Origin of the sequence: Dermacoccus sp. CCH2-D9, from assembly GCF_001556795.1 — a bacterium.
GTDB classification, from domain to species: Bacteria; Actinomycetota; Actinomycetes; order Actinomycetales; family Dermatophilaceae; genus Dermacoccus; species Dermacoccus nishinomiyaensis.
Genome location: NZ_LSJT01000041.1, coordinates 1 through 15,581, shown reverse-complemented (window position 1 = coordinate 15,581; position 15,581 = coordinate 1). Strand labels below are relative to the sequence as shown.

Here is a 15,581-nt window from a genome sequence, read left to right as displayed (position 1 = left end):
TTCGCCGTCATTCCAGCCTGCCGGCGCCCAGAGGGGGCTGGGCGGCTGCGGCCTACACTCCTCGACGTGTCCGAACCTCAGGGCGAGCCCTCGCACCCGCCGCTCCGAGTCGAGCGCCGCTCGGCTCGGCGCGAGCGTTCGGCGGCGGCATTGCTCGTCCTCGGGCTCGTGCTGTGCGTGGGCGCGTACGTCGCGGCGGTGCATGCTCGGGGTGCGTCGTTCTCCTGGCGGCGCGCGATGATCAGCGACCTCGGACGCACGATCTGCCGCGACTGGCACGGATTCTGGGTCTGCTCGCCGCGCGCCGACCTCTTCAACGTCGCCGTGGGCGTCGCAGGAGCCTGCATCCTGACGGCGGGGGTTCTGACGCACGATCGACTCGGACGATTGCTGACGGCGGCGCTCGTCTGCCTCGGCGTCGGACTCGTGTGGGTCGCGGTCTTTCCCGCTGACGGAGCCATCGGGGTGCACATGGTGGGCGGCGTGCTCGCGCTGCCGGCGCCGTCCGTCCTGTTGCTCGCACATGGGCTGGTGGGGGTGCGGTCGGCCGACTCACGAGGGGATCACGATCGGTTCGCGAGCGAGCGCGAGCCCCGTCACACGCTGACGCGCGCGCTCGGGGCGCTGGGTGCCGTGTCGTCGCTCATGAGTCTCGACCACGTCATGCCGGCGCCGGCGCTCATCCCGCGCGGGGTGGCGGAGGGCGTCTCGCTGCTGGCGCTCGCAGTTGCTCTCGTCGTCGTGGCGTTCGACCTGCTGCGACGCCCGCGCGACATCACCGCACCCTGACACACCCCGCCTCCCTCGATGTTGCCCGGGTGTCACGGCGCCCGCGCCCCAAGAAGTGGGCAACATCGCGGCCTTGGACGCGCGCCGCGCCACACGAGGAGTAGGGGAGTGCGCCTCAACCGCCGAGGCGGCGCAACGTCGGCCAGACGGCGCCCCATCCTCCTCGCGGGTCGGAACATCGCAGCATCGTCGTGCCGTCGAGGCCGAACGGGTCGTGCGGCGCGATGAGCCGTCCAGCGGGGTCGCAGCGTGTGAACGCCGCACGGATGCGGTGCTCGTCCCCACCGACGGCGAGGACGTCGTGCGTGTCCCCGTCGCTGCGTGGCGGCCCGAGGCTCCAGAGCGCGTTGTGCCACGAGGCAACGTCGGCACGCGGCACCCCGAGCGCAGGGCCGTACTGATGTGCAGCTCCGGCGAGGGCATACGAATCGGTGACGATGGCCGCACCCGTCGGACGGGCTGTCGCCATCTGGGCGGCGAGTGACGGCCAGTCGGTCTGGTCGCGCTGCATGGGGTCGAGGGCGGAGACGATGGAGAACGCCGGTGACGAAGCGGGCACGATCGGTAGGCAGATGAGGGCTGCGACGACGGCGTTCGCCGTCACGACGATGGGCGCGCGCCGCCACACGTGCTCCTCGTCCACAGCCGCCCGCGCCCAACCGACCGCGACAAGCGGAAAGAACACCGCGACCGCGTAGTAGGGCTGCGCAGGGGAGACGAGCGCTAACACAAGGACGATCGCGGCCATGACGGCGAACACCGGCCCGGTGCGCTGTTGTGGTGGGTCCGGGGCGATGCGGCCGGCGTGACCGTCGTCGGTGGAGAAAGGATCGTTCGTGACGCCGCCGAACGCCTTGACGCGGGCGTCGTCAGCGGGACCGCTGCGCCAGCCGCCCGCCTCGACGCGCCCACCGCCGTCGTGGCCGTCGTCAGCTCCGGGGTGGGCGGCGCGACGACTTCCCGGGCGCCACCACAACCCCCGCCACGCGACCTGCACGAACGGCGGTCCGACGAACACGACGAGCAGTGGCACGACGAGCCACCGGTTGAGTGCCCCATGACGGGCGACGAGGTCGGCCGAGACGTCGAGCATCGGCACGCCGTGAACGATCTGCGCCCCCACCTGGAACCCGCCGACCGCGACGAGCAACGCGGCGCCGCACCAGGCGTCACGGGTGCGCAGCACCCACCGGGCGCACGCGGCGAGCGCGACGAAGGCCGCCGCGACGAGCACGAGGACGAGCAGCTTGTTCCAGCACGCCACCCCAGCCGCCGCGCCGGCCCACGTCAGCGCATGGCGACGCCCCGTCAGCGCAGCGACGACACCGAGCACGACGAGCTGCCACGCGAGCAGATCGAGGCTCGCCGTCAGCATGACGTGCCCCATGAGCAGCGGATAGACGGTGAACGCATGCGCCCACGCGGCGATGCGCTGCACCCTCACATCAGCGCCGAGAAGCCGCGGAAACAGCCCCGCGACGAGCGCGCCCGCCCCCGCCGCGAGCGCGGCCGGCAGCCGTTGCACCCACACCGCGTCACTCACCGACGCCGCTGCGTGCGCGAGCCAGACGGTGAGCGGCGGCTGATCGTCGTACCACCACGCGGGCGGCAACATGCGAAAGTACAGCTCGTCGCCGTGAAAACCGTGGCGCGACGACGTCGCGAGCAGCACGATCATGACGGCCAGCGCTGCCGGAGCACCGGGGCGCCACCACGGCTGCGCCTCGACGAACCGCGCCGACACACGCCACCTCGATGAACTCGACGCGGACGGCGTCATGTCATGCCCCGCCGACGAACTGTTCGATGGCGGCGACGGCCACGCCCGCGCCGTCCTCGGTCGCCACCTGACGTCCGAGATCCACTGCACGCTCGCGCATTCCAGCACTCATCGCCGCGCGCAGCCGACGCGTCAGCAACCCCGCGGTGAGCAATCGACGCGGCAGCGGCGCGGGTGCGAGGTCGAGCGTGTGGAGGCGGTGCGCCCAGTGGTACTGGTCGGCGAAGTGCGGGACGACGACGCTGGGCGCGCCCGCGGCGAGCGCGGTACCCGTCGTCCCCGACCCGCCGTGGTGGACGACGGCGCGCACCTGCGCGAACAGCGCGTGGTGCGGCTCGTCATCGATGCCGACGACGACGCCATCCGCCTCGCGCGGCGCACCGTCGAGCTGGACGAGCGCGCGCACGCCGAGTCTCCGGCACGCCTCGGTGACGACGTCGACGACGCGGCCCGGTGAGTTCTGGTGCATCGAGCCGAACCCGACGGCGATCCACTCGTCGCCGGAGGCGAGCAGCGCCCGGGTGCGCTCCGACAAGCCCTCGTGCGGCGCCTCGCGCCACCACCCCGTGACGACAGTGCGGGAGTCGTCCACCGGCTCGGCGAGCAGCGGGCTGTACGCGTGCAGCGAGCCAAGAGTCGCCGTCGTCAGGCCCGTGGGGTGGGCGGCGCGCAGGTCGAGTCGGCCGTCGGCCCATCCGCCGTCGACGCCCGCGAAGTACGGTTCGACGCGCCGCAGCGCTCCACGCGCGCGACGCCGCACACCGGTGGGCAGCGTCCACGCGTACGGCAGCAGCGGCATCGGCCCGTCGAGCGTGTCGAACTCGGGCCACAGGTGCGCGCGGACGACGGGGACGTCGGCGCGCATCGCCTCGTCGACGGCGGCGATGGCGAAGCTGGAGGCGACGAGGACGTCGGCGCCCGCGAGCGCCTCACGCGTGGTCGGCCCGAACGACTGCAGGAACTCGGCGAACACGTTGCGCGTGCGGTTGAGCGCGCGCAGATCACCACGCCGCAGTGCGGTGCCCGCCGGGCCGGCGAGGAGGGCGCCCGGATCGCTCGCCACCGTCACGACGCGCGGGCCGTCAGGCATGACGTGCGCGAGCGACGCGTGGGTGACGACGGTGACGTCGTGCCCACGGGCGACGAGACGCGCGGCGAGCACCCCGAACGGGACGGCGTCGCCGCGGCTGCCGGCGGCGGCGATGACGACCCTCATGCAGCTTGCTCCGACGGGTGAACGCACGGGGTTTCGGTGCTCGCGTCGCGTTCGCGCGGGCGTCGGAATCGCATGGCACACCTTCGAATAGCCGGACGGGTGCCCTCATCGTAGTGCCGCCACGACGGCACGAACGGGCCCGCAGAGTCGCCGCGGCACGGTCGCGAACGCCAACCCCCATGGTCGAATTCCGTGATTTTCCAACGCCTCCGGGGCGCTCGCATCGGCGCGTCGGCGGCTATGCTCATGGTTCGGACCCGCGAGCAGGTCCCCCTCACCTGCGACCGGCCGATGGACGTTCACACCCCGCCACCCGTGGAGGCACTCGTGACAGACCCCGAGGCCCTCCTCACGCATGGCTACCGCCAGGCGCGCGACATCACCCGCATGCACGGCACGACGTACTACTGGGGGACGCTGTTCCTGCCGCCGCAGCAGCGCCGCGACGTCTACGGCCTGTACGCCCTGTGCCGCCTGGCCGACGACATCGTCGACGAGCCCGAGGAGGCCACCGGGCACGGCCTCGACGCATCGTTGCCGCCGGGGGAGCGTCTCGCGCAGTTCGAACAGCGCTTCCAGGCCGACCTCGCCGCGGGGCGCAGCGACGACCCGTTGTTCGCCGCCATCGTCGACACCGCCCGGCGTCTCGACCTCGATTCCGGTTGCTACGACCGCTTCTTCGGCGCCATGCAGCTCGATCTCGTCCGCACGTCGTGGGCGTCGTGGCCTCAGCTGCGCGACGAGTACATGGAGGGCTCGGCCGCCGTCATCGGCGAGATGATGCTGCCTGTGCTGCGCCCGCGCTCGCGGGAGGCCGCGTTCGCTCCGGCCCGCGCGCTGGGGCTCGCGTTCCAGCTGACGAACTTCCTGCGCGATGTCGGCGAAGACCTCGAACGCGGTCGCGTCTACCTGCCCGCCGACGAACTCGCCGCGCACGGCGCCGACCCGTGGCTGCGCCGCGTCACCTCGCAGTGGCGCGCGTTCATGGCCGAGCAGATCGCCCGAAACCGCGCGCTGTTCCACGACGCCGAAGCCGGTCTGCCGCACCTGCCTGCCTCGTCGCGACGGTGCGTCGGCGCGGCGCTCGCGATGTACTCACGCATCCTGTGCCTCATCGAGGCGGCCGACTACGACGTGTTCAGCACGCGCCACCGCGTCTCCGCAGCACGCAAGAGCGCCATCGCGGGAGCCGTCGTCGTCACCGGACGCGCCCGAACTGCGGCGCCGGTCGCGCCCTCGTCATCGGCCGTGGCGAACGAGCCGGCCGTGACGTCATCCGCGTCATGAGCGAGGTGCACCCGACGATGGAGACCGGCTCGACCCACCGCACCCCCTCGCCCACCGAAACTCGCCGAAGGAGCCGCAGATGAGACGCCCGCCCCGCAACCGCGCCGAACTGCGTGCCGAGATCGCGCGGCGCAACCCGATCCGACGCGTCCCGCAGCCGCCGGAGGAGCAGATTCGCTCGACGTGGCGTCAGGCCGCGGTGCCCCGCATCGAGCGGATGCTGGCGCGCGCCCTCGCCCAGGACGCGGGTGGCTGGCACGTCGCGGCGGCGAGCACGGACGTCGTCGCGGGGCGTTCGACGGTGCGCACGATCCTCGGACGCGAGATCGCGTTGTGGCGCGGCACCGACGGCTCGGCGCTCGCGGGGCCGGGCGCGTGCCCGCACATGGGTGCGCTGCTGGAGAACTGCCACACCGATGACGGCGACGTGCTGTGCCGCTGGCACGGGCTGCGGCTGCCGAGCGAGTGGCCGGGCGAATGGCTCACCTACCCCGCGCACGACGACGGCGTCCTGTTCTGGGTGCGGTTGCCCAGCGACGGCGAGACGCCGAGCGATGCGCCGGTGCTGCCCCCGCGCGCTCCACTCGACGAGGCGCTCGTCGCGGTCTACACGCGTGAAGCGCGCTGCGAGACGTCCGACGTCATCGCGAATCGCCTCGACCCGTGGCACGGGGCCTGGTTCCACCCATACGCGTTCAGCCACCTCGTCGTCGACGAGGACGCGAGCGACGACGACTGCCTCGTCACCGACGTGACGTTCCGCCTCAACCACACCTACGGCGTTCCGGTGCGCGCGGCGTTCACGTGCGCCGACAGCCGCACGATCACGATGACGATCATCGACGGCGAGGGCGTCGGCAGCACCGTCGAGACCCACGCGACGTGCGTGCAGCCGGCGAGCGCCGAGCAGCCGGCTCGCAGCGTCATTCACGAGGCGACGATCGCGCACTCCGAGCGCCCCGGTTTCCGTGCGGCGCGGGCATTCGCGCCGCTCATCCGCCCGCTCGTGCTGCGCACGCAGGGCCAGTTGTGGGTCGACGACCTCGAGTACGCGGAGCGTCGCTACGAACTGCGTTCGGGTTTCGCGAGGGACGGGCAGTCGTGACGGCGGCCGACGTCGTGGTGGGGTGGGCGACATGAGCCTGCCCGCGTCCTGGGATCCCTATCAGTACCTGCTGCTCATGGGTGGATGCCTGCTCATCACGCTGCCGCTCGAACTCGTCCTGCGCGCCCGCGTGTACTCACGCCCGCGACGGTTGCTCGCGGCGCTGCTGCCCGTCGTCGTGCTGTTCAGTGTGTGGGACATCGTCGGGATCGTGCGCGATCACTGGTCGTACTCGCCGCGGTTCACGTCGGGTTGGGATGTGCCGCTCACCCCGATGCCGATCGAGGAGCTCGTGTTCTTCGTCGTCATCCCGATCTGCGGGCTGCTGACGTACGGAGCCGTCGGGTTCTGCCTGCGCCTGCTCGCCTCGTGGCGCTCGAGCGGGAGCGCGAGAAGTGCTCTCGCCCGGGTCGATTCGGACGGGCGGGCGGGCGAGGGACGCCATGTGGCGGCTGATGGCTCGTCCGCGCGAGGCGATCATCGCCCGTCGAGGGAGGTGTGACGTGCCCGAGTACACCGTGCTGACCGTCGCGTCGATGATCGGCGTCGTCGCTCTCGAAGGGCGTTGGCGCACCGGCATCTTCACCTCGGCGCGCTACTGGTGCTCGATGGTCATCGTGTTCGCGTTCCAGATCCTCGTCGACGGCTGGCTGACGAAGCTGAGCGACCCGATCGTCCTCTACGGGCGCGATCAGTTCCTCGGCATCCGCTTTCCGTGGGACATCCCGATCGAGGACTTCGGGTTCGGCTTCTCGATGGTGACGCTGACGATCCTGCTGTGGGAACACCACGGCCGCCGCCGAAAGGAGAACGCACGATGAGCGCGACGATCGAGGCCTTCACGGCGGGGCTGCGACGGGTGCCGCCGTGGCGCCCCGGACGTGATGCGGCGGCCGAACGGCATGAGCCTGACGGTCGGGGCGGCCCTGCTGCGTCGAGGGTGGCGGACGCCGCGGCCCCCCACGTCGTCGTCGTGGGTGGTGGGATCGCCGGCATCAGCGCCGCCGTCGGGCTGGCAGAGCGCGGCGTGCGCGTCACGCTCATCGAGGCGGAGAGCAGCCTCGGTGGCCGAGTGCGCAGCTGGCCCGTCGACGTGCCGACCCGGGGCGCTGACGCGTCGGGCGCCCCGGACGATCGAGCGACGATGAGCCGCGGGTTTCACGCGTTCTTCCGCCAGTACTACAACCTGCGCGCGCTGCTGCGCCGCGTCGACCCGAGCCTCGAATGCTTGCGCCCCGTCGACGACTACCCGCTGCGTCACGCGGACGGTACGCAGGATTCGTTCACGCAGATCGCGACGCGGCCGCCGCTCAACTTCCTGTCGTTCGTCGCCCGCAGCCCCTCGTTCGGTCTGCGCGACCTGACGCGCGTTGACGCCGACCGCGCCCTCGACCTGCTCGACGTCGATTTCCCCGCCACGTATTCGCGCTACGACGGGGTGAGCGCCGCCGACGCCCTCGACGCGCTGCGGTTCCCCGAACGCATGCGCTCGCTCGCGCTCGAGGTGTTCGCACGCAGCTTCTTCGCCGGCCCGCGCGACTTCTCCGCCGGCGAACTCGTCGCCATGTTCCACATGTACTTCCTCGGTTCCGGCGAGGGGCTGCTGTTCGACGTCAGCCGCGACGACTTCGACACGACGATGTGGCGACCGCTGCGCTCCTACCTCGAGGACCTCGGCGCGCACGTCGTGACGGGTTGTCGCGTCGAGTCGATCGAGCGCGACGGCGAGGGTTTCCGTGTCAGCGCCGGCGCGGCTGCGGGTGCGGCGGGTACCGACGAGGCGAGTCGCGGCCGCCTTGACTTCGCCATTGACCGTGACGATGCCCATGGCTCGCTCCGCGCCGACGCCGTCGTCATCGCGACGAGTCGTGACGTGCTGCAGCGTCTCGTCGACGGCACCGACCTCGGCGACGAGGCCTGGCGTGCGTCCGTGCTGACCGGGGAGATGGCGCCTCGTTTCATCGTGCAGCGACTGTGGTTCGACTGCCCCGTCGCGGCGGGCAGCACGCCGTTCGTCGGCACGGCCGCGTACGGCCATCTCGACAACGTCTCTCTCGTCCACGACCTCGAGGACGGCGCCGCGCAGTGGGCCGAGCGGTGCTGCGGCAGCGTCGTCGAACTGCATGCTTACGCGGTGCCCGACGACGTCACCGATGACGAAGTGCTCGCCGACCTACGACATCAGCTCGAGCGCCTGCACCCTGAGCTCACCGGGTGCGAGCCGGTGCACGAGGAGGTGCTCGTCGAGGCCGACTGCCCCCTCGCCGGTACGGACGAGTGGGCCGCGCGCCCGGGCGTCGTCACGCCGCAGCCGAAGCTCGTCCTCGCCGGTGACGGCGTGCGCTGCGAGCTGCCCGTCGCGCTCATGGAGCGGGCGGCGACGACCGGTTTCCAGGCCGCGAACGCGTTGCTGCGCCACTGGGGGTTGCCCGGGCACGAGCTGTGGAGCGTGCCGACGCGGGCGCGGTTCCCGCGGTCGCTGCGCGCCACCCGTGCGGCGCTGCGCCTGCGCGAGCGTGGCCTCACGACGGTAGGTCGCGATTCGTCAGGGCGTGGCCGATGAGCGGACGGCAGAACGACGTCGCCCCCGACGCCGGACGTTCCGGGCTCGAAGGACTCGGGCGCGAGCGGCGCGCCGCGGGACGCTGCGACACCGAGAGTCGAGATGGAGGACGCCGCAGCGACGCGTGCCGTCTCACCGATGCCGCCAGCTTTCTCGACGCCGTGCAGGCGCGCTTGGCCGAGAGCCTTGCCTTCGCGGCCGACGCCGGCGGTGTGGTGACGGCCGGACTGCCCTCGTCAGCGCTGGTCGAGGCATCGTCGCTCGAGACGCTCGTGCGTGATCTTCTCGCAGCCGGCGGCAAACTCGTGCGGCCCCGGCTCGTCCGCCTCGGGTACCTGGCGGCGCGCGAGTGCACCAACCCCGACGACGACCCCGCGACCACCGACGCTGTCGTTCGTGTCGCTGCGGCGTTCGAGTTGTTGCACCTGTTCGGGTTGCTGCAGGACGACGTCATGGATGCCTCTGACACGCGACGCGGCACTCCGACCGCGCACCACCAGGTGAGAGCCGCCGCAGCTCAGCCCGACGGCCCCGACGCTGCGCGCCTCGGCGACAGCGTCGCCGTTCTCGCCGGTGATCTCGCGTTCGCGCTCGCGAACCGCCTCGTCCGCGCTCTGCCGGAGCACGTGGCCGACGCGTGGGACGCAGCGGTCGTCGAGCTCGTCACCGGCCAGCGGCTCGACCTCGTCTTCGCCGCCGAGGCACGCCTCGACGAGGTGAGCACACGCCGCGTCGCGCACGCAAAGTCGGGCGCGTACACGGTGCAGCGCCCCCTCGAGATCGGCGCGTTGCTCGCCGGCGAGAGCGCGCCACCGGCGTGGCTGAGCCGATTCGGCGCCGCGCTCGGTGAGGCGTTCGCGCTCGCCGACGACATCATCGGCCTGTGGGGCGAACCCGCCGTCACGGGCAAACCGGCGGGCGAGGATCTGCGCGAACGCAAGCCGACGACCGTCCTCGGCCTCGCCGACTCGGCCCTCGACGGCGAGCTGACGCGACGCCTGGCGCCGGGTCGCGAACCACTCGACGAGGCCGAGACACACACCTGGTTGCAGCGCCTCGACGCGGCGGGCGTGCGCGCGCAGGCCGTCGCCCGCATCGCCGATCGCCACGCTGATGCCCTCGATGCTCTCGCGGCGCTGCCGCAGGGCGCGGTGCGTGACGAACTCACGCGTTTCGCCGACGAACTGGCGGTGCGCGATGCGTGAACGTCGTCAGGATCATCCAGCACCTCACGCCGACGACTCGAAAGAAGCACCCCCGATGCGCGAGACGCCGATGATCGACGCGCCCGGCAAGCCAGCGGAAGCGACGTTCGGTGCCGCGCCCGCCGCTCCTACTACGGGTGTGCCGGCCGCGACCGACGACGTCGTCGTCCTGCTCGACGATGACGGCGCCGCGATCGGCACGTGCCCGCGCGCCGAGGTGCACACCCGTGACACGCCGCTGCATCGCGCCTTCTCGAGCTACCTGCTCGACGACGCGGGTCGCCTGCTGCTCACCCGTCGCGCGCTGACGAAGGTCGCGTGGCCGGGTGTGTGGACGAACACCTGTTGCGGGCATCCGCGCCCCGACGAACCCACGCAGGACGCGGTGAGCCGGCGCGTGCGTGAAGAGCTCGGGCTGGATGTGACGCAGTTGCGCGTCGTCCTGCCGAGCTACCGTTACCGTGCGGTCGACGCGTCCGGCATCGTCGAGCACGAGATCTGCCCGGTGCTGGTGGGGCGCATCGACCAGGCGCAGCTCGAACCGCACCCCGACGAGGTATGCGAGTGGGCCTGGATCGCCTGGCCCGACGCGGTCCACCTCGCGCGTCGCACTCCGGCGCTGCTCAGCCCGTGGGCGGCCGAGCAGATCGTGCTGCTCGCCGAGCAGCTGGGGGAGAACGGCCTCTCGCCGCTCGCGCTCCCGCACGATGAGACCGCGCACGAGCACACGCAGCACGAAGAACACGAACCCCTCGATGAGAAGGATCTCGCATGAGTCGCGTCGTCGTCATCGGAGCCGGCCTCGCCGGCCTGGCCGCAGCCTGTCATCTGCGCGGCGCCGGGCACGACGTCGTCATCGTCGAGAAGCAGGCGCAGGCGGGTGGGCGTGGCATCCGCCTCGAGCGGGACGGGTTCACGTTCGACACCGGCCCGACCGTCCTGACGATGATCGACCTCGTCGACGAAGCCCTCGCGCAGATCGGCGTGGGCGTACACGATGTGCTCGACCTGACGCTGCTCGACCCCGCCTACCGCGCCTGCTACGCGGACGGTTCGACGATCTTCGTCCGCCACGGCCACGAGGCGATGCGCGAGGAGATCGCGCGCGAGTGCGGCGCGAAGGACGCAGCGGCGTTCGACGACTTCGTCGCGTGGCTGCGGCGGCTCTACGAGGTCGAGATGCCGCACTTCATCGACGCGAACTTCGACTCACCCCTCGACCTGCTACGCAACCCGGCTGCAGCCGCGCGGCTCGTGAGGCTCGGCGGGTTCCGTCACCTCGGGCCCGTCATCCGCGAGCGCTTCGACGACGAACGCCTGCACCGCATCTTCTCGTTCCAGGCGATGTATGCAGGTCTCGCGCCGGAGAAGGCGCTCGCGCTGTACGCCGTCATCACGTACATGGACTCGATCGAGGGTGTCTGGTTCCCGGCCGGCGGCATGCGCGAGGTGCCCGAGGCGATGGCGCGTGCGCTCGGGCGCGCAGGCGTCGAACAGCGCTACGACACGACGGTGACGCGCATCCTCACCCGCGCTGACGGCGCCGTCGCCGGGGTCGAGATGTCCGGCCCGAGTGGTGACGAGCGGCTGCCGTGTGACGCGATCGTCTGCACGACCGACCTGCCCATCGCCTACCGCACGCTGCTCGACGACCTCGAACCGCCGGCCGTCCTGAAGCGTGCGACGTACTCGCCGTCCGCGGTCGTCTGGCACCTCGGGGTCGAGGGTGTGCCGAGCGACGCCGCGCACCACAACATCCACTTCGGCACGGCGTGGGAGGAGTCGTTCGACGATCTGCTCGTGCGCGGCACGCGGATGCAGGACCCGTCGCGGCTCGTCACCATTCCGTCTCGTGACGACGCCACCGCCGCGCCGGAGGGTTGTTCGACGTTGTACGTCCTCGAGCCCGCACCCAACCTCGACGTCGGGCGTGTCGACTGGGCGGCCGAGCGGCCGCGCATGAAGGAGGAACTGCTCGCTTTCCTCGATGACGCCGGCTACCCGACGACGATCGTCACCGACGAGTTCGTCGATCCCACCGACTGGCAGGCGCAGGGTATGGCCGCGGGAACGCCGTTCGCGCTCAGCCACACGTTCCTGCAGACCGGCCCGTTCCGCCCGCCGAACGTCGAACGCCGCCGCCCCGGCGTATTCTTCGCCGGTTCCGGCACCGTGCCGGGTGTCGGCGTGCCGATGGTGCTCGTCAGCGGCAAGCTCGCCGCGGCGCGCGTCGAGGCCTACGTCGGGCGCTGACGGCTCGACGCTCAGGCGTCTCAGGGCGCCGGCACGAGGACGCGCAGGGCGTCGGGCAGCGCACGGAACGTCGTCGGCGACGCCTCGAGCAGGTCGCCGTCGGCATAGACATCCCCGACGTGGGGCGTGATGACGCGGATCTCGCGTCCGCGCAGCGCTCGAACACGTACCCCGTCGACATGGGTGCCGCGAAACAGGCGCGGCAGCATCGCCGGGTAGTGCCAGCGTGGGATGTCGGTGACGACGGTGACGTCGAGCAACCCGTCGCTCATCGACGCGTCGGGGTTGACGCGCATCCCGGCGCCGAATCGCCCCGAGTTGCCGATCGCGACGTTCCACCCGGTGAACTCGTGCGTCACCCCGTCGACGACGAGCGTCAACGGTCGCGGCCGCGCGTGCACGAGCGTTCGAGCGCCGCCGTAGGCGTAGACGAGCGAACTCGGCACCGCGCGCGGAGCGTCGTTGGCGTACGTGTTCGCCATCGAGTCGTAGCCGAGCGTCGCCACACCGAGGAAGACCGTGGCGGTCGACGGGTCGCCGTCGCCGGCCAGTCCGACGTCGAGGCGGCGTTCGCGCGCGACGGCGAGCAGCTGCGCGGCGCGTCGCACGTCGCCCGGGCCCCCGAGTGCGCGGACGAGGTCGTGCCCACGCCCCGCGGGCAACGGCGCCATGAGGCAGCCGCTGACGACGGCGCCCGCGGCCACCCGCCCGTAGAGCCCGTCGCCGCCGAGCGTGACGAGCAGGTCGTCGACGCTCGCGTCCGCGGCGACCTGCGACGCGTGGTCCGCCGACCGCGTGACCACGACGTCGACGTGCCAACCGTGCGCGCGCAGGATGTCCGTTACCGGATCGATCATGCGCAGCGTCGCACCCTTGCGCGCAGCCGGGTTGACGACCAGGGTGACGGGCCGCGTCATGACGCCCCGGCCTCGCACGCGTCGGGGGCGTCGTCGACCGGCGGAACGAGCTTGCCGGGGTTGAGGATTCCGGCCGGGTCGAGCTCGTTCTTCACCGCGCGCAGGATGCGCGCGCCGAGCTCGCCCATCTCGTCAGCGGCCCAGGCGCGGTGGTCGGTGCCGACGGCGTGGTGGTGCGTGATCGTGCCACCGTGTGCCGCGATGACGTCGCTCGCGGCCGTCTTGACGCGGCGCCACTGGGCGAGCGGGTCGCTCTCCTCGCGGCAGAAGAACGTGTAGTAGAGCGAGGCGCCGCCGTCGTAGAGGTGCGAGACGTGGCACTGGACGACGGCGTGCGGGCCGATCTCGGCGCTGATCGCATCGCGCACCGCGCGGTAGAGCGTCGGCAGGTTCGCCCACGTCGTCGCCGTCTCGAGCGTCTCGACGAAGATGCCGCGATCCATGAGGTGGTCGCGCTGGTAGGGCCCGCGGAAGCGGTGGCTGATCCAGTGCTCGGCGATCGACGCGGGCGCACGTCGCGCACCCGACGCGCGCAGCACGCGGTGCGCCTGTCGCCGGCGCCGACGCAGGGTGGTGCGGTCGGTGTCCTCCCAACGCAGCACCCCGAGCGACGGCTCGCGGGCGCCGCGCGCGGCGAAGGTCGCCATCGCCGCGAGCCCTCGCGCCGACTGGGCCAGGATCGTGCGTGATTCCTCACCGTCGGAGAGGCGGCTGACGTCCGGCATGACGCCGTGGCCGAGATCCTGCGCGAGCGCCCGGAACGCGTCGAACCCGTCGGTGAACGAGTCGAACGCCCAGGTCTCGTAAGCGAACTCGGTCGGTCCCTCGTGCAGCTGCAGCGTCATCTCGGTGATGACGCCGAGCGTGCCCTCGCTGCCGATGAGCACGTCGATGAGCTTCGGCCCGGCGGCCGTCGCCGAGCTGGGAGTCCGCCCGCCGAGCGTCAGCTCGCCCTCGGGCGTGGCGAGGGTGACGGCGACGACGTTCTGCTCGAACCGTCCGTACCCGGAGGACGCCTGCCCGGAGCTGCGCGTCACGAGATATCCGCCGAGCGTTGCCTGTTCGTAGCTCTGCGGGAAGTGTCCGAGCGTGAGTCCGCGCGGACGCAGCACGGCTTCGAGCTGGGCGCCGCGCAGCCCGGGCTGGAGCGTCGCGGTGCGCGACGTCTCGTCGATGCTGACGACGGCGTCGAGGCGCCGTAGGTCGAGACTGATGACGCTCGCGAACCGACCGCGCACGGGGTCGACACCGCCGACGACGCTCGTGCCACCGCCGAACGGGACGACGGCGATCTCACGCTGCGCGGCGAGGCGCAGCACCTCGACGACCTCGCTGCCGTCGGCGGGAAACACGACGGCGTCCGGCGCGTGACTGCCGTCGCCGGTGCGCAGCCGGTACAGGTCGGGGTAGCTCTTGCCCCCGGCGTGCTCGATGCGCTCGCGTCGTTCGACGCTGACGTGCGCGTCGCCGACGAGTGTGCGCAGGGCGGCGAGGTCGTCGTCGTCGAGGGTGGAGGCGGGCAGCTCGACGTCGTCGAGCGCGACGGGCGGAGTGTCCTGCTCAGCCGGTTCGATGCCCTTGGCGAGCTTCAACCCGCGCCAGACGAGCGGGGAGAGTTCTTTCTTGAGCTGCGGGTCTCCCCAGCCGTGCCACACCGAGCGCGGGGCGGTCTCGACGAGGTTCGCGTCATCCTTCATGTCTCCATCATGCCGTGCGTGAGACACTGACTCACGATTTGTCTCAATGTTTCATCGTTTCGACGGGCCAATCGTGGCGGCGACCGCACAGCGAGGAGGACGCATGACGCAGGACGATGCAATCCTGGCCGCAGTGCGGGCGGAGGTCATCGCCTACGGTTTTCGCCGCGCGACGATGACGTCGGTGGCCCGCCGCGCAGGCATGAGTCGGGCCACCCTCTACCGACGTGGCGCGACGCTCGACGACCTCGTGCGCGAGGCCCTCGTCGCCGACTTCGCCGCCGCCGCAAGCGACGCGCTGCCCCAGGTTCCCGCGAACGAACCCGCGGGCGAACCCGCAAACGACGAGGCGGGCGCCGTCACCCGCGACGTCATCGTCCGCGCCGCGATCACCACGCTCGAGGCGCTCTCGACGGAGTTCACGCAGGCGCTGATCGAGCACGACCCCGAACTGCTCCTGCCCTATCTCGTCGAACGTGTCGGGCGCAGCCAGCGCAGCATTCTCGACGCGTTGAGCGCCGCGATCGCCCTCGCGCAGCTCGATGGCTCGGTGCGCGATGCGCCGGCCGACGTCCTCGCGATGGGCGCGATGCAGGCGCTCATGCCCTACCTCGTCAGTCGTCGACCGCTCGAGCAGATCGCCCCTCGTCAGGTGTGGCTCGTCGAGGCGGCCCATCTGCTCGACGGGTACCTCGCGCCCAGCCCGGCAGCCTCTGACCACCGGACCACCCCCACGGAAGGCCGCTCCTGATGTCGACCGCCCCCTGCC

At 71.7% G+C, this 15,581-nt stretch carries 14 protein-coding genes; 10 read left to right on the top strand and 4 right to left on the bottom strand.

Annotated features, from left to right (window positions below; all coding sequences use genetic code 11):
- Positions 1-66 precede the first annotated feature (66 nt).
- Positions 67-789: a hypothetical protein gene (locus AX669_RS03000; protein ID WP_156444898.1), complete on the top strand. Its 723-nt coding sequence runs from the start codon at positions 67-69 to the stop codon at positions 787-789.
- Positions 790-904: 115 nt separating this feature from the next.
- Here the strand turns inward: AX669_RS03000 and AX669_RS02995 are convergent, their stop codons facing one another.
- Together AX669_RS02995 and AX669_RS02990 are read right to left on the bottom strand one after the other, a co-directional pair.
- Positions 905-2,533 carry a glycosyltransferase family 39 protein gene (locus AX669_RS02995; protein ID WP_197418841.1) on the bottom strand — a complete coding sequence of 543 codons (1,629 nt, stop codon included), beginning with the start codon at positions 2,531-2,533 and terminating at the stop codon, positions 905-907.
- 37 nt (positions 2,534-2,570) lie between these two features.
- Positions 2,571-3,785: a glycosyltransferase gene (locus AX669_RS02990; protein WP_062256479.1), complete on the bottom strand. Its 1,215-nt coding sequence runs from the start codon at positions 3,783-3,785 to the stop codon at positions 2,571-2,573.
- A gap of 327 nt (positions 3,786-4,112) precedes the next feature.
- On the opposite strand from AX669_RS02990, the gene AX669_RS02985 reads away from it, so the two are divergent.
- From AX669_RS02985 to crtI, 8 genes are all read left to right on the top strand, one after another.
- Positions 4,113-5,072 carry a phytoene/squalene synthase family protein gene (locus AX669_RS02985; protein WP_062256604.1) on the top strand — a complete coding sequence of 320 codons (960 nt, stop codon included), beginning with the start codon at positions 4,113-4,115 and terminating at the stop codon, positions 5,070-5,072.
- Positions 5,073-5,151: 79 nt separating this feature from the next.
- Complete coding sequence (locus AX669_RS02980) at positions 5,152-6,177, top strand: DUF5914 domain-containing protein (protein WP_062256476.1); 1,026 nt, start codon at positions 5,152-5,154, stop codon at positions 6,175-6,177.
- 31 nt (positions 6,178-6,208) lie between these two features.
- Complete coding sequence (locus AX669_RS02975) at positions 6,209-6,679, top strand: lycopene cyclase domain-containing protein (RefSeq protein WP_040014990.1); 471 nt, start codon at positions 6,209-6,211, stop codon at positions 6,677-6,679.
- Position 6,680: 1 nt separating this feature from the next.
- Positions 6,681-6,998 carry a lycopene cyclase domain-containing protein gene (locus AX669_RS02970; RefSeq protein ID WP_038566746.1) on the top strand — a complete coding sequence of 106 codons (318 nt, stop codon included), beginning with the start codon at positions 6,681-6,683 and terminating at the stop codon, positions 6,996-6,998.
- Entirely contained in the window at positions 6,995-8,740 is a 1,746-nt protein-coding gene (locus tag AX669_RS02965) for an FAD-dependent oxidoreductase (RefSeq protein ID WP_062256474.1), read from the top strand. The genes AX669_RS02970 and AX669_RS02965 overlap by 4 nt, the downstream gene beginning before the upstream one ends.
- Positions 8,737-9,945, top strand: coding sequence for a polyprenyl synthetase family protein (locus AX669_RS02960; protein ID WP_062256472.1), 1,209 nt, complete (start codon positions 8,737-8,739; stop codon positions 9,943-9,945). Before AX669_RS02965 ends, AX669_RS02960 begins: the two co-directional genes overlap by 4 nt.
- Before the next feature lie 55 nt (positions 9,946-10,000).
- Entirely contained in the window at positions 10,001-10,720 is a 720-nt protein-coding gene (gene idi / locus AX669_RS02955) for an isopentenyl-diphosphate Delta-isomerase (RefSeq protein ID WP_074039754.1), read from the top strand.
- Positions 10,717-12,198, top strand: coding sequence for a phytoene desaturase family protein (gene crtI / locus AX669_RS02950; RefSeq protein ID WP_062256470.1), 1,482 nt, complete (start codon positions 10,717-10,719; stop codon positions 12,196-12,198). The genes idi and crtI overlap by 4 nt, the downstream gene beginning before the upstream one ends.
- A gap of 20 nt (positions 12,199-12,218) precedes the next feature.
- Here crtI and AX669_RS02945 read toward each other — a convergent pair whose 3' ends face one another.
- Both AX669_RS02945 and AX669_RS02940 read right to left on the bottom strand, forming a co-directional pair.
- A complete protein-coding gene (locus AX669_RS02945) occupies positions 12,219-13,115 on the bottom strand; it encodes a diacylglycerol kinase family protein (RefSeq protein WP_062256467.1) in 897 nt (298 codons plus the stop codon).
- Complete coding sequence (locus AX669_RS02940) at positions 13,112-14,812, bottom strand: FAD-binding oxidoreductase (RefSeq protein WP_062256465.1); 1,701 nt, start codon at positions 14,810-14,812, stop codon at positions 13,112-13,114. The genes AX669_RS02945 and AX669_RS02940 overlap by 4 nt, the downstream gene beginning before the upstream one ends.
- Positions 14,813-14,915: 103 nt before the next feature.
- On the opposite strand from AX669_RS02940, the gene AX669_RS02935 reads away from it, so the two are divergent.
- On the top strand, positions 14,916-15,563 hold the full coding sequence (locus AX669_RS02935; RefSeq protein ID WP_062256463.1) for a TetR/AcrR family transcriptional regulator: 648 nt from the start codon (positions 14,916-14,918) through the stop codon (positions 15,561-15,563).
- Positions 15,564-15,581 lie beyond the last annotated feature (18 nt).